General features: G+C 74.3%; 12 protein-coding genes. 6 read left to right on the top strand and 6 right to left on the bottom strand.

Annotated features, from left to right (window positions below; translation table 11 throughout):
• The first annotated feature begins 13 nt into the window (after positions 1–13).
• Positions 14–2,092 carry a glycogen debranching N-terminal domain-containing protein gene (locus ACN27A_RS11730; RefSeq protein ID WP_421458442.1) on the top strand — a complete coding sequence of 693 codons (2,079 nt, stop codon included), beginning with the start codon at positions 14–16 and terminating at the stop codon, positions 2,090–2,092.
• Positions 2,093–2,126: 34 nt separating this feature from the next.
• Here ACN27A_RS11730 and ACN27A_RS11725 read toward each other — a convergent pair whose 3' ends face one another.
• The 4 genes from ACN27A_RS11725 to ACN27A_RS11710 all read right to left on the bottom strand — a co-directional run bounded on the left by ACN27A_RS11725 (position 2,127) and on the right by ACN27A_RS11710 (position 5,389).
• Positions 2,127–2,927, bottom strand: coding sequence for a nucleotidyltransferase domain-containing protein (locus tag ACN27A_RS11725; RefSeq protein WP_421452442.1), 801 nt, complete (start codon positions 2,925–2,927; stop codon positions 2,127–2,129).
• Positions 2,920–3,417 carry an NUDIX domain-containing protein gene (locus ACN27A_RS11720; protein WP_311414892.1) on the bottom strand — a complete coding sequence of 166 codons (498 nt, stop codon included), beginning with the start codon at positions 3,415–3,417 and terminating at the stop codon, positions 2,920–2,922. Before ACN27A_RS11720 ends, ACN27A_RS11725 begins: the two co-directional genes overlap by 8 nt.
• Before the next feature lie 28 nt (positions 3,418–3,445).
• Positions 3,446–3,889, bottom strand: a complete 444-nt coding sequence (locus ACN27A_RS11715) for a hypothetical protein (RefSeq protein ID WP_421452439.1) — start codon at positions 3,887–3,889, stop codon at positions 3,446–3,448.
• A gap of 300 nt (positions 3,890–4,189) precedes the next feature.
• Positions 4,190–5,389, bottom strand: coding sequence for a hypothetical protein (locus tag ACN27A_RS11710; RefSeq protein ID WP_421452437.1), 1,200 nt, complete (start codon positions 5,387–5,389; stop codon positions 4,190–4,192).
• 25 nt (positions 5,390–5,414) lie between these two features.
• On the opposite strand from ACN27A_RS11710, the gene ACN27A_RS11705 reads away from it, so the two are divergent.
• Together ACN27A_RS11705 and npdG are read left to right on the top strand one after the other, a co-directional pair.
• Positions 5,415–6,848, top strand: coding sequence for an RNB domain-containing ribonuclease (locus ACN27A_RS11705; RefSeq protein WP_421452434.1), 1,434 nt, complete (start codon positions 5,415–5,417; stop codon positions 6,846–6,848).
• Positions 6,849–6,945: 97 nt separating this feature from the next.
• On the top strand, positions 6,946–7,644 hold the full coding sequence (npdG, locus tag ACN27A_RS11700; RefSeq protein ID WP_421452431.1) for an NADPH-dependent F420 reductase: 699 nt from the start codon (positions 6,946–6,948) through the stop codon (positions 7,642–7,644).
• A 454-nt stretch (positions 7,645–8,098) separates the two neighbouring features.
• On the opposite strand, the gene panB is transcribed toward npdG, so the two are convergent.
• On the bottom strand, positions 8,099–8,944 hold the full coding sequence (panB, locus tag ACN27A_RS11695) for a 3-methyl-2-oxobutanoate hydroxymethyltransferase (protein ID WP_151454030.1): 846 nt from the start codon (positions 8,942–8,944) through the stop codon (positions 8,099–8,101).
• A gap of 135 nt (positions 8,945–9,079) precedes the next feature.
• Entirely contained in the window at positions 9,080–10,840 is a 1,761-nt protein-coding gene (locus tag ACN27A_RS11690) for an NAD+ synthase (protein WP_421452428.1), read from the bottom strand.
• Between the two features lie 188 nt (positions 10,841–11,028).
• On the opposite strand from ACN27A_RS11690, the gene glnA reads away from it, so the two are divergent.
• The 3 genes from glnA (at position 11,029) to ACN27A_RS11675 (ending at position 13,642) form a co-directional block, all read left to right on the top strand.
• Entirely contained in the window at positions 11,029–12,378 is a 1,350-nt protein-coding gene (gene glnA / locus ACN27A_RS11685; RefSeq protein WP_132237320.1) for a type I glutamate--ammonia ligase, read from the top strand.
• A gap of 107 nt (positions 12,379–12,485) precedes the next feature.
• Positions 12,486–12,911 carry a DUF350 domain-containing protein gene (locus ACN27A_RS11680; RefSeq protein WP_421452425.1) on the top strand — a complete coding sequence of 142 codons (426 nt, stop codon included), beginning with the start codon at positions 12,486–12,488 and terminating at the stop codon, positions 12,909–12,911.
• Between the two features lie 35 nt (positions 12,912–12,946).
• A complete protein-coding gene (locus tag ACN27A_RS11675) occupies positions 12,947–13,642 on the top strand; it encodes a helix-turn-helix transcriptional regulator (RefSeq protein ID WP_421452422.1) in 696 nt (231 codons plus the stop codon).
• Positions 13,643–13,709 lie beyond the last annotated feature (67 nt).

Genomic DNA, 13,709 nt, shown 5'->3' with positions numbered 1-13,709 from the left:
CCCGATGAAGGACATCCCGGGCACCGTGTCGTGCATCGACGGCAGCACCTTCATCGTCTCGGACTCCAGCGGTGACGTGGAGTCCTCACCCGCGACCCCGGTCGGCCTGTTCGCCGCCGACTCGCGCTTCCTGTCCCGCTGGGTGCTCACCGTCAACGGCGAGCGGCTGACCGCGCTGTCGGTGGACGACAGCCAGTACTACGAGGCGGCGTTCTTCGTGGTGCCGGGCGGGCAGACCGACTACGTGGAGGCCGACGTGTCGGCGATCCGGCGGCGGCGGATCGGGCCGGACCTGACCGAGTCGCTGACGGTGTTCAACTACGGCGAGAAGGAGATGGACCTCGACGTGCGGCTGGAGGTGGCGGCCGACTTCGCCGACATCTTCGACATCAAGTTCGACATCCGCCAGAAGGCCGGCAGTCATTACACCCACGTCGGTCCGGACGAGTTGCGCCTGGGCTACCAGCGCGGCACGTTCCGGCGCGAGGTGTCCGTCTCGGCCAGTGAGCCCGCCGACTTCGACCGGGACGGTCTCCGCTTCACGCTGCGGCTGCCGCCCGGCGCCCGGTGGTCGACGGAGCTGCGGGTGGTCATGCGGGCGCTGCGTCCGGACGGCGTCGACCTCCGCGCCCCCGTGCGCGCGCTGCGTCCGGACGCCGCCACGCTGCCGACGAGCGTACGGGAGTGGGTCGCGGAGGCCCCGAAGCTCGACACGGACAGCGGCGCACTGCAAGAGGTGTACCACCGCAGCCTGGTGGACCTGGCGGCGCTGCGCTTCGCTCCGCTCTCGCTCGGCGGCGCGACCGTGCCGGCGGCCGGGTTGCCCTGGTTCATGACCCTGTTCGGTCGCGACAGCCTGCTGACCTGCCTGCAGACCCTGCCCTTCACCCCGTCGCTGACCCCGCCGACGCTGCGGATCCTCGCCTCGTTGCAGGGCGCCCGGACCGACAACGTCCTGGAGGAGGACCCCGGTCGGATCCTGCACGAGCTGCGCTACGGCGAGTCGGCCGCGTTCGAGGAGCAGCCGCACTCGCCGTACTACGGCACCGTGGACGCCTCGCCGCTGTTCGTGGTGCTGCTCGACGAGTACGAACGGTGGAGCGGCGACGCGGCGCTGGTGATGGAGCTGGAACAGGAGGCCCGGGCGGCCCTGGCGTGGATCGACAAGTACGCCGACCTGACGTCCACCGGCTACCTCTGGTACGAGCGACGCAACCGGGTCACCGGGCTGGACAACCAGTGCTGGAAGGACTCCTGGGACAGCATCTCCTACGCCGACGGCAGGCTGCCGGGCTTCCCCAGGGCCACCTGCGAGGCCCAGGGCTACGCCTACGACGCCAAGATCCGGGCGGCGCGGCTGGCCCGTACGTTCTGGAACGACCCGGCCTACGCGGACCGGCTGGAGAGCGAGGCAGCGGCGCTGTACGAGCGCTTCAACCGGGACTTCTGGCTCGACGACCGGGGTTACTACGCGCTCGCCCTCGACGGCGACGGCACTCCCGTCGACAGCCTCTCCTCCAACATCGGGCACCTGCTGTGGAGCGGGATCGTGCCCCCGGATCGGGCCGCGCGGATCGCCGAGCACCTGATGGGACCGGCGCTCTTCTCCGGCTGGGGAGTGCGGACCCTCGCCGAGGGGCAGGGCCGCTACAACCCGCTCGGATACCACCGTGGCACCGTCTGGCCCTTCGACAACTCGTTCATCGCCTGGGGCCTGCGCCGCTACGGATTCGCCGCCGAGGCGGGACGCATCGCCGAGGGCATCATCGACGCGGCCACCTACTTCCAGGGCCGGCTCCCCGAAGCCTTCGGCGGGTTCGACCGGCACACCACGCGGTACCCGGTCCGGTACCCCACCGCCGGCAGCCCACAGGCCTGGTCCAGCGGAGCGTCCCTGCTGCTCATCCGGATCATGCTCGGCATCGAACCGCACGAGGACCATCTCGCCGTGAACCCGGCACTGCCCTCCGGCTTCGACCGGCTCGCGCTGCTGGACATCCCGGGCCGCTGGGGCAGGGTGGACGCGTTCGCCCGGCACCGCTTCGACCAGCCACGAGCCAACGGCGGCGGATCCGACCCGGGCCCTGCCTGAGCCGGAGCCGAACCCTGGATCCCGGTGGAGCCCGTCAGCGGCTGATCTCGTCCAGCACACCGCGTTGGAAGGCGCGGACCGCGGGACCGCTCGGCGGCGGCCCGCCGGCCCGCGCCGCGATCGACCGTTCGATCAGGCCGGCGGCCCCACCGCCGACCGGGTCGGCCCGCCGGGCTTCGGCGGCCAGCCGGCGGCCGGCGTCGACCTTCGACAGCCAGACGCCGTGCCGGACCTTGACCAGGGAACGGCAGGCGCCGAGCACCGCGTCCTCGGCCCCGGGGGCGGGACCGTCGCCGGGCGGGGTCGGCAGGGCCAGCCACCAGCGCAGCGCGTCGGTAAGCAGGCGGCGCAGGTCGGCGGGGGAGAGGTCGGCGAAGACCTCGGCGGCCGGCGGCCCGAGCAGCGCGTACCCGCACTGGTGCAGGATGCTGCGGTCCAGGCCGTACCAGAACAGGCCGTCCTCGGCGGGGCGGTCGGCGGCGGCCCACGTCACCCGGAACGGCATCCGCGCCCCGGTGTTCAGCTCGACCTCGAAACCCGGTTCCGGCGTGCCGGAGCGGGCGACCGCCCGGCGGTACACGACGAGCTCCAGCCCGCGCGCGGGGCACGGCAGCGCCTCGTGCCGCAGCCGCGCCACCAGTTCCTGCCTGCGCCCGAGGTCGAGGGCGTCGGCGCAGACCAGCGCGACGTCCACGTCGCTGCGCCCCGGCTGGTACGCGCCCAACCCGACCGAGCCGGCCGCGTACGCCCCGACGAGGTCGTCGCCGAGCACGTCGCGGGCGGCGGCCACCAGGTCGGCGAGGTAGCGGCGCAGGGGCGGATCGAGGTCAGTCACCGGACTCGGCCCAGGCCGTCCCGGCGGGCAGGAACCACGCGCCCGCCTCGGCGCCGAGGGCGTGCGCGACGGTCAGCCGGGCGTGCCGGTCGAGCGCGGGCAGCCGGTCCGGCGGGAACCACTCCACGGCCACCGACTCGTCGTCGTTGACCCGGGCGGTGCCGGCGACCAGCCGGCAGTGGAAGCCGAGGTTGAAGAACTCGCAGCGGTCGCCGTTGGGGTAGGTGTGCGGGTGCGACACGACGCTGCTCAGGCGGACCGGCTCGACCTCCAGGCCCGTCTCCTCCCGCACCTCGCGGACCACCGCCGTGGCCGGCTGCTCGCCCGGCTCGACGATGCCGCTGACCACCGACCAGCGCCCGTCGTCGGCGCGCCTGCCGAGCAGCAGCTCGCCGGCGTCGTTGCGCACCACCGCGCTCACGCTCGGCAGCAGGAGCAGGTCATGGCCGACGCGCTCGCGCAGCCGCAGGATGTGGTCGGGAACGCCCATCCGGCGACCCTAACCCGCCCCCCGTCCGTCAGTCGGGGCACGACAGCCGTTCGAGGGCGACGGGGCCGGGGTCGGAGGGCACGGCCAGCGCGAAGCACGCCGCCGAGTCGGCCCGCTGCCAGCCGAAGACGGAGGCCGCCGTCTTCGCGACCCGGACGCGGAAGACCAGCCGTACGGTCGCCTCCGCGCGGGGCCCGTCGCTGCGTACGGTCAGCACCTCGACCCCGTCCACCGCGTCGGCGGCCCGCCGCAGCGTCGACTCCCCGGCCGCCGGTTCGGCGAGCAAACGTGCGCGGGTGAGCTGCGCGGTGGCGGTCACCTCCCGTTCGGCCCGTTGCTCCAGCCGCTGCTGTGACCGGGCCCGCAGCAGCGGCAGCCCGGTGGCCGCCCCGACCACCGCCAGCACGATCGTCGGCACCGCCACCGCCAGTACGCGCCGCGGCCACACCGATGTCCCACCCCCGTGTCGCACGGGGCGATTGTGCGCCACGGGCCCGCCCCGCGGCTGCCCCGTCGCGGGCCGACGGGGTGGGCACCGTACCCCCGAATGGCCCTGTTTTCGCAGTTCCAGCCCTTGACGGCGGGGGCACGTCTACTGTGGAGAACGTCGGCGACTTGTGGTGTTCCGGTGGCGGCCGGGTGGTTCGCGGTGCACAGTGATCCCATGAGCGACAGCGGAAGCGGTGGGCACTTCTACTGGTGCACCCGGCACCACCGGGTCGAGACCGACGCCGACGTGTGCCCCGCCAGGCACGTTCTGGGGCCGTACGCCTCAGCCGCCGACGCGGAGAACGCCCTGCAGACGGTGCGGGAGCGCAACGACGCGTGGGAGGCCGAGGACGCCCGCTGGGCCGGGGAGGACAGATAGGCGGCGCGGGACGGCCCGCGCCGAGGCACGTGGTGCTCCGCGAGGGCGAGAGCACGTCCCCAGGAAGGGAACCGAGATGGCCGAAGCACAGCAGGCCACCACCCGCCCGGCCGCCAGACGTACGACCGCCAGGAAGACCGCCGCGGCGGAGCGGACCGCGGGCACGGCGCGGACCGTGCGCCCGTCCGCCACGTCCACGGCGGCGAAGAAGGCACCGGCCAGCAAGGCGACCGGCGGCGCGGGACGGGCCCCGGCGAAGAAGAGCACCGCCGCGAAGGCTTCCGCTGCGAAGGCTCCCGCGAAGAAGGCTCCCGCCGCGAAGGCTCCTTCGAAGAAGGCGGCGGCCAGGGTCGCCACCGCGGCGAAGAAGACGACGGCCGCGGCGAAGAAGACGACCGCCACCGCCGCGAAGAAGGCGCCCGCCGCGGCGAAGCGGACGACGGCGGCGGCCAAGAGCACGGCGGCGAAGAAGACGACCTCGGCGAAGACGCCAGCCCGGCAGGCGGCGACGAAGGCCGCCACCACGGCGAGGAAGGCCACCGCGCCGGCGAAGAAGGCCACCGCCAGCGGCACCGCCCCCGCCCGCAAGGTCACCTCGGCGGCGAAGAAGACCACCACGGCGGCGAGGAAGAGCACCACCACGGCGGCGAAGAAGACCACGACGGCGGCGAAGGCCCCGGCGAAGAAGGCCACCGCCAGGAAGACGACGGCGGCCGGGAAGACGACGGCGGCGAAGAAGACGACGGCGGCCGGGAAGACGACGGCGGCGAAGAAGACGACGGCGGCCGGGAAGACGACGGCGGCGAGGAAGACGGCCGCGACCCGGCCCACCGGCGGCGCCCGCAAGGCCGCCGCGACGAAGGCCCCCGCCAACAAGGCCACCGCGACCTCCTCGGCCACCACCCGCAAGGCGGCGGCGAAGAAGGCCCCGGCGAAGAAGACGACAGCCGCCCGGGCGCCGGCGAAGAAGGTCACCGCCCGTAAGGCGCCCGCCCCGACGGCCGCGGCCCGGGCCACCGCCCCCCGGGGCGTACGGGCGAGCGCGCGCAGGGCGACCGGCTGACCGCGACGCGGACGACCGGCGCTCGCCGGGAAGCGGATCATCCGCCACACTGTCAGGATTGACCCCGTGGTGATCCGACGCGTACTCGCACCCCGCATCGACTTCGGCGCGCTGCGCCGCGAACTGGGACTGCCCGAGGGGTTCCCGGCCGAGGCGCAGCGCGAGGCCGACGCCGCGGCGGCCGCGCCGCCCCGGCCCGCCGCCGACCGCACCGACGTCCCGTTCGTCACCGTGGACCCCGCCGGTTCGCGCGACCTGGACCAGGCGATGCACCTCGCCCGCCGCCCCGGTGGCGGCTACCGGGTGTCGTACGCGATCGCCGACGTCGCCGCGCACGTCCGCCCCGGCGGCGCGCTGGAGGAGGAGACCTGGCGGCGCGGGCAGACCGTCTACCTGCCCGACGGCGCCGTGCCGCTGCACCCCGAGACCCTCAGCGAGGGCGCGGCCAGCCTCCTGCCGGACGTCGACCGGGCCGCCGTGCTGTGGACGATCGACCTGGACGCCGACGGCGGCACCGTCGGGGTCACGCTCGAACGCGCGCTGGTGCGCAGCCGGGCCAAGCTGGACTACGTCGGCGTCCAGGCGGCCGCCGACGCCGGCCGGCTACCCGATGCCATCGCCCTGCTGCCCGAGATCGGGACCCTGCTCACCGCGCGCGGGCTGCGCCGGGGAGCGATCAACCTGCCGCTGCCCGAGCAGGACGTCGAGGCAGACGGCGACGGCTGGCGGCTGGTGCTGCGCGGGCCGGTGCCGATGGAGGAGCACAACGCCCAGATCTCGCTGCTGACCGGGATGGCCGCCGCCGACATCATGCTCGCCGGCGGCATCGGCCTGCTGCGTACGATGCCGGCGCCGAAGCCCGAGGCGGTGGCGCGGCTGCGGGCCGCCGCCGCCCCGCTGGGCGTGCACTGGCCGGACGGCGCCGGCCCCGGCGAGGTGATCGCCGGGCTGGACCCGTCGCAGCCCCGGGCCGCCGCCTTCGTGGACCAGGCGGCCGAGCTGATGCGGGGCGCCGCGTACACGGCCTTCGACGGCGCGTCGCCCGAGCAGCGGGAGCACGGCGGCGTCGCGGCCGCGTACGCCCACGTCACGGCGCCGCTGCGGCGACTGGCCGACCGGTACGCCACGGAGGTCTGCCTGGCCCTGCACGAGGGCCGTGCGGTGCCCGACTGGGCCCGCGCGGCGCTGCCCCGGCTGCCCGAGGTGATGGCCACGACCGACCGGACCGCCTCGGCGGCCACCCGGGGCGCGATCGAGCTGGCCGAGGCGGTGCTGCTGGAGCACCGGGTGGGGGAGACCTTCGACGCGGCGGTGCTGGACGTCGACGCGGCCCCGGACGGCAAGGCCCGCCCGGGCCGTCGGCCCGGCGGCACCGTGGCGCTGGACGAACCGCCGGTGCGCGCCCGCTGCCTCGGCGAGCTGCCGCTCGGCGAGCGGGTGCGGGTCCGCCTGGTCACCGCCGACCCCGCCACCCGCGCAGTGGCCTTCGAACTGGCCTGATCCGCCGGCCCGCCCGCTGCGGCACCGTCGGCGGCAGCGGGGATTGTCACAACGCCCACCGGTGCCGCCGGCCTGCGGGTTTTGCGAGGATGGCGGCATGGCTTACGACGCGAGCACGCTGCCCGACGTGTCCGGGCTGACCGTCGGCATCATCGGCGGCACGGGCGACCAGGGGAGGGGCCTCGCCTACCGGTTCGCCCGGGCCGGCCAGTCCGTGCTGATCGGGTCCCGTACCGCCGAGCGGGCCGTCCAGTCCGCCGAGGAGATCGCGGCCCTGCCCGGCGTGCCCGCCGGGGCACCGGTGGCCGGCGGCGGCAACGAGGACGTGGCCCGGCGCAGCGACGTGGTCGTCATCGCGGTGCCGTGGGACGGGCACGCCGCCACCGTCGCCGCGCTCGCCGAGCCGCTCGCCGGCAAGATCGTCGTCGACTGCGTGAACCCGCTCGGCTTCGACAAGCAGGGCCCGTACGCCCTCACGGTCGCCGAGGGCAGCGCCGTGCAGCAGGCCGCCGCGCTGCTGCCCGACTCCCGGGTCTGCGCCGCGTTCAACCACGTCAGCGCCCCGCTGCTGGCCGACCCGGAGATCGAGCGGATCGACCTCGACGTGCTGATCTGCACCGAGGACCGCGAGCTGGTGGGCGTGGTCGCCGCGCTGGCCGCCCGGATCCCCGGCATGCGCGGCATCTACGCCGGCCGGCTGCGCAACGCCCACCAGATCGAGGCGTTCACCGCCAACCTGATCGCCATCAACAAGCGCTACAAGGCGCACGCCGGCATCCGCGTCACCGACCTCTGACAACACCCGCCCGGCCCCGGCCCGGCCTGACCCGGCCCGGCCTGCTCAGCTCGGCCCTGCCCGCCCCTGCCCGATCTGTTCGCGCCCTGCCCGGCTCGACCCTGCTTGGCGTGCTCGACCCGGTCTAGCCTGCCCCGCCCGGGGCCGGCCCCGCCCCGCCCCGCCCGAGATCTTGGTAGGAGACGGCCCTCCGAGGGGCCGTTTCCTACCAAGATCTCTGCGAGCGGGGCCTGCGAGCGGCCTACTGAGCGGGCCTGCGTGCGGGCTCCCTGGGCGAGCCTGCGAGCGGCCTACTGAGCGAGCCTGCGTGCCGGCTCACTGGGCGGGGCCGGCGTGCGGGCCCACTGAGCGGGGATTGCGAGCGGGGCCGGCGGGCCGGCCGCATGAGCGGGGGCGTGGTGGGCCGGCCCGGCGGGCGGTGCGGCCCGCAGGGTCGCACCGCCCACCGGACGGATCAGAAGGTGTGTTCCTCGGCGGGGAAGTCGCCGCCACGGACCTCGTCGGCGAAGCGCCGGGTCGCGTCGGTCAGGGCGCCCGCCAGGTCGGCGTAGCGCTTCACGAAGCGCGGCGCCCTGCCGGTACGCAGGCCGGCCATGTCCTGCCAGACCAGCACCTGGGCGTCGGTGTCCGCGCCGGCGCCGATGCCCACGGTCGGGATCGGCAGCTCCGCCGTGATCCGCTTGGCCACCTGCCCCGGCACCATCTCCAGCACCACGGCGAACGCTCCCGCCTCGGCCACCGCCCGGGCGTCGGCGATCACGTCGTCGGCCGTGTCGCCGCGCCCCTGCACCCGGTAGCCGCCGATGGCGTGCTCGCTCTGCGGGGTGAAGCCGATGTGCGCCATCACCGGGATGCCGGCGCCGGTGATGGCGGCGATCTGCGCCGCGCAGCGCCGGCCGCCCTCCAGCTTCACCGCGTGGCAGCCGCCCTCCTTCATGAACCGCACGGCGGTACGCAGCGCCTGCGTGGGGCCCTCCTCGTAGGAGCCGAACGGCAGGTCGCCGACGACCAGCGCGTGCCGGGTCGCCCGGACGACCGCGCGGACCAGCGGGAGCAGTTCCTCGGTGGTCACCGGGACCGTGGTCTCGTAGCCGAAGACGTTGTTGGCCGCCGAGTCGCCGACCAGCAGCACCGGGATGCCGGCCTGGTCGAAGATCGAGGCGGTGTACTGGTCGTACGAGGTGAGCATCGGCCACCGCTCGCCGCGCTCCTTGGCGGCGATCAGGTCGCGGGTGCGTACCCGCCGGGTGGCCGGGCCGCCGTAGAGGGCGGTCACCTCGGACGGGGTGGACTCCACCATGGCTCTCTCCTTCCTCGAGGCCGCGTGCGCGGTCCCCGGGTTCCGCCGCGATCGTCGCACCCGACGACCGGCCGGCGGCAGAGCGCAGTGGAGGATGTCACTCCCGGGCCGCCGCCGGCCCGGGAGCGACCCGGCTCAGCCGTCCTCGCGCCACCGGTTCGTGATCGGCAGCCGCCGGTCCCGCCCGAAGGCCTTCATCGAGATCTTCGCGCCCGGCGCGGACTGGCGGCGCTTGTACTCGGCGGTATCCACCATCCGCAGCACCCGGTCGACGATGGCCGGGTCATGGCCGGACGCGACCAGCCCGTCGCGGCCCAGGTCGCCGTCGACGTAGCCGATCAGGATCGGGTCCAGCACGTCGTAGTCGGGCAGCGTGTCGCTGTCGAGCTGGCCCGGGCTCAGCTCGGCGCTCGGCGGCTTGCCGATGGAGTTCTCCGGGATGGGCGGGGTCTCGCCCCGGCGGGCGGCGTCGGCGTTGCGCCACTTCGCCAGCCGCCAGACCAGCGTCTTCCAGACGTCCTTGACCGGGTTGAAGCCGCCGACCGAGTCGCCGTAGAGGGTGGAGTAGCCGACCGCCAGCTCGCTCTTGTTGCCGGTGGTCAGCACCAGGTGCCCCTCCTGGTTCGACAGCGCCATGAGGATCACCCCGCGTACGCGCGCCTGGAGGTTCTCCACGGAGACCCCGGAGAGCGACATGTTCGCCAGGAAGGTGTCCACCATCGGCTGGATCGGCTCGACCCGGTAGTCCAGCCCGGTGCGCTTCGCCAGGTCGGCCGCGTCCTCCCGGCTGTGCTCGGAGGAGTGCTGGCTGGGCAGCGAGACGCCGACCACCCGGTCGGGCCCGAGCGCGTCGACGGCCAGCGCGGCCACCACCGCCGAGTCGATGCCGCCGGAGAGGCCCAGCACCACCGAGGGGAAGCGGTTCTTGTTGACGTAGTCGCGCAGGCCCAGCACGAGCGCCTGCCACACCTCCGCCTCGTCGGCCACCGGGGCGATGATCCCGCCCGTGGCGGCGGGGCCGGCGGGCGCCGGCGGGATGTCCCCGGCCTCCGCCCGCACCACGCGCATCCCGTCCGCCAGCTCCTGCTCCGGGGCGACCGGCTCGCCGGCGGCGGGCAGCTCCACGTCGTGCACCAGCAGGTGCTCGACGAACTGCGGGGCCCGGGCGAGCAGCGTGCCGTCGGCGGCCACGATCATCGAGTCGCCCTCGAAGACCAGCTCGTCCTGCCCGCCGACCATGTTGACGTACGCGATCGTCGCCCCGGCCTCGGCGGCCCGGCGGCGGACCAGCGGCAGCCGGACGTCGTCCTTGTTCAGCTCGTACGGCGAGCCGTTGACGCAGAGGACGAGGCCGACCCCGGCCTGGCGGGCGGCGGCGAACGGACCGCCGGCCTGCCACAGGTCCTCGCAGATGGTCAGCGCCACGTCCACCCCGCCGACGCGGACGACGCTCAGCGCGTCGCCGGAGACGAAGTAGCGGTCCTCGTCGAAGACGCCGTAGTTGGGCAGGTGGTGCTTGAAGTAGGTGCCGACGATCCGACCGTGGTGCAGCAGGGCCGCCGCGTTGCGGGCGCCGCGACCGGGCTCGGCGTCGCCGCTGACCTGCGGCGGGCCGTCCGCGTCCAGGTAGCCGACCAGCACTGGCAGGGCGCCCAGCCCGTCGGCGTCGAGATCGGCGGCGAGGCGTTCCAGCGCGGCCTTCGACGCGGCGACGAAGGACCGGCGGAAGACCAGGTCCTCGACCGGATAGCCGGTCAGCATCATCTCCGGGAACGCGACGACCTGGGCGCCGGCGTCGGCGGCCCGGCGGGTCCAGTCACGGACCAGGCCGGAGTTGCCGGCGAGGTCGCCGACGGTCGGGTTGACCTGGCACAGGGCGAGACGCAGGGTGGGCATGTCCTCATCTTGCCCCAGCCGTGCGGACCCGACACGCGGGGCGGGGCGGGACGACGGGAGCCGCGGGACAGGGCGGGACGCCGGCCGGCCGGTCGCGTAACGTCGGCGTAACGAGGCCGGTGGAGACTGGTCGGTCAGGCCGGGTCGACCCCGGTCGCAGGTGCGCAACGGTGTCGCGAGGGGTGGAAGTGGACCGTCAGCAGGAGTTCGTCCTCCGTACGCTGGAAGAGCGGGACATCCGGTTCGTCCGGCTGTGGTTCACCGACGTGCTGGGCACGCTCAAGAGCGTGTCGGTGGCCCCCGCCGAGCTGGAGGCGGCCTTCGAGGAGGGCATCGGGTTCGACGGCTCGGCGATCGAGGGCTTCGCCCGGGTCTTCGAGTCCGACATGGTGGCCATGCCCGACCCGACGACCTTCCAGGTCTTCCCGTTCGAGGGCGGGGTCAGCGGCGAGAGCGCCCGGATGTTCTGCGACATCCTGCTGCCCGACGGCGGCCCGTCCTGGGCCGACCCGCGGCACGTGCTGCGCCGTGCGCTGTCCAAGGCCGCCGAGAAGGGGTTCACCTTCTACACCCACCCCGAGATCGAGTTCTTCCTGCTGGAGAACGGCCCGCTGGACGGCTCGGTGCCCGTCCCGGTCGACACCGGCGGCTACTTCGAGCACACCACCCACGCGGTGGCCCGCGACTTCCGCCGGCAGGGCGTGCTGGCGCTGGAGCGCATCGGCATCTCCGTGGAGTTCAGCCACCACGAGGTGGCCCCCGGCCAGCAGGAGATCGACCTGCGCTACGCCGACGCGCTCACCACGGCCGACAACATCATGACCTTCCGGCACGTGGTCAAGGAGGTGGCGCTCTCCACCGGCGTGCAGGCCACCTTCATGCCGAAGCCGTTCACCGACCAGCCGGGCAGCGGCATGCACACCCACCTGTCGCTGTTCGAGGGGGAGCGCAACGCGTTCCACGACGCCAGCGACCCGATGAAGCTGTCCAAGGTGGCCCGGGCGTTCATCGCCGGGCTGCTGGTGCACGCCCGGGAGTACACGGCCGTCACCAACCAGTGGGTCAACTCCTACAAGCGGCTCTTCCCGCAGGCGCTGCCGGACCGGGTCACCGAGAGCCCCGCGTACGTCTGCTGGGGTCACCTGAACCGGTCCGCGCTGGTCCGGGTCCCCGCCTACGGCAAGCCGAACTCCGCCCGGGTGGAGGTCCGCTCGCCGGACTCGGCGGCCAACCCCTACCTGGCCTTCGCGGTGCTGCTCGGCGCCGGGATGAAGGGCATCGAGGAGGGCTACGAGCTGCCGCCGGGCGCCGAGGACGACGTGTGGTCGTTGACCAGCGCCGAGCGGCGGGCGATGGGCTACGAGCCGCTGCCGGAGAACCTGGCCGAGGCGATCGACGTGATGGCCGGCTCCGAACTGGTCGCCGAGGTGCTCGGCGAGCACGTCTTCGACTTCTTCCTGCGCAACAAGCGGGCCGAGTGGGAGCAGTACCGCCGCGAGGTCACCCCCTACGAGCGGCAGCGATACCTGTCGCTGTAGGTCCGCCTCCGGGGGCCGGAGCGGGCTCCCGCTGCTGGCGCGGTGCCGCTATCGTCTCGGTCACCGCGCCGGCATCCCCGCCGGGCGCAGAGTTCGGGAGGCAGTCGGTGCTGGAAGACCTGCTCAGCGGAGCCTGGCAGAGCGTCGTGTTCGGGGTCGTCGGGGTGGCCCTGATGGCGGCCGGGTTCGGGTTGGTCGACATGCTCACTCCCGGCAGGCTGCGGGAGCTGATCTGGGTACGGCGCAACGGCAACGCCGCGCTGCTGCTCGCCGCCAACCAGCTCGGCATCGCCGGGATCGTGTTCACCGCGATCCTGACCAGCTACAGCGACTTCACCAAGGGGCTCGCCTCGACCCTCGTCTTCGGCCTGGTCGGGCTGGTCATCATGGCGCTGGCGTTCTTCGTGCTGGACCTGCTCACCCCCGGCAAGCTCGGCGAGATCATCTGCTCGGACGAGCCGCACCCGGCGGCGCGGGTCAGCGCCGCCACGCACTTCGGCGCCGCGCTGATCGTCTGCGCCTGCATCGCCTGACCTGTCCCGTCACACCCCCGTCGTAGGTTGCGGGGGTGAACCGGACGGACCGTCTCTACGCCCTGGTCGAGGAGCTGCGCGCCGTGTCGCCACGGCCGCGCAGCGCCCGCTGGCTCGCCGCCCGCTTCGAGGTGAGCACCCGCACCATCGAACGCGACATCGGCGCCCTCCAGGAGTCGGGCGTGCCGATCTGGGCCGAGCCGGGCCGCACCGGCGGCTACGCGCTCGACCGGGCCCGCACCCTGCCGCCGGTCAACCTCGCCCCCGTCGAGGCGGTCGCCATGGCGGTGGCGTTGCACCGGATGCGGGGCACGCCGTTCGCCGCCGCGGCCGGCACCGCCCTGCGCAAGCTGATCTCCGTGATGCCGGCCGCCGACGCCGCCGAGGCGCACCGGCTCGCCGCCCGGGTGCACCTGATCGGCGACGGCCCGGTGACGCCCGTCCCGGCCGCCGTCGCCGACGCGGTGCGCGCGCGACGCGTGCTGCGCCTGCGCTACGCCGACCGCGCCGGTGCCGGCTCGCTGCGCGACGTGGAGCCACTGGGCTACCTCGGCAATCCCCGACACTGGTACCTGCTGGGCTGGTGCCGGCTGCGGGCCGGCATCCGCGCCTTCCGCGTCGACCGGATCACCTCGGTCACGACCCTCGCCGAGCGGGTGCCGGACCGCGAGCTCTCCGCCGACGACATCGACATCCCCAAGGAGCGGATGCGCCGGCTCAGCCTGGTCTGAGCCGGACAGCGCGGCCACGGTTCGGTGTCGGCGGAGAAACACCGACAGGACGCTGTCGCGGGCGGGG

The organism is Micromonospora sp. WMMD737 (genome assembly GCF_049179055.1).
Taxonomy (GTDB): Bacteria; Actinomycetota; Actinomycetes; order Mycobacteriales; family Micromonosporaceae; genus Micromonospora; species Micromonospora reichwaldensis.
Note: the sequence above shows the minus strand (reverse complement) of the source record. Positions and strands in the feature narration are given on the sequence as shown.

Coding starts and splice junctions, on each gene's coding strand:
- ACN27A_RS11720 (WP_311414892.1), bottom strand. CDS start 3,417: ATGGGCGTTCCCGACCACATCCTGCGGCTGCGCGAGCGCGTCGGCCAT.
- ACN27A_RS11710 (WP_421452437.1), bottom strand. CDS start 5,389: ATGATCCGCTTCCCGGCGAGCGCCGGTCGTCCGCGTCGCGGTCAGCCG.
- npdG (WP_421452431.1), top strand. CDS start 6,946: ATGGCTTACGACGCGAGCACGCTGCCCGACGTGTCCGGGCTGACCGTC.
- panB (WP_151454030.1), bottom strand. CDS start 8,944: ATGGTGGAGTCCACCCCGTCCGAGGTGACCGCCCTCTACGGCGGCCCG.
- ACN27A_RS11690 (WP_421452428.1), bottom strand. CDS start 10,840: ATGCCCACCCTGCGTCTCGCCCTGTGCCAGGTCAACCCGACCGTCGGC.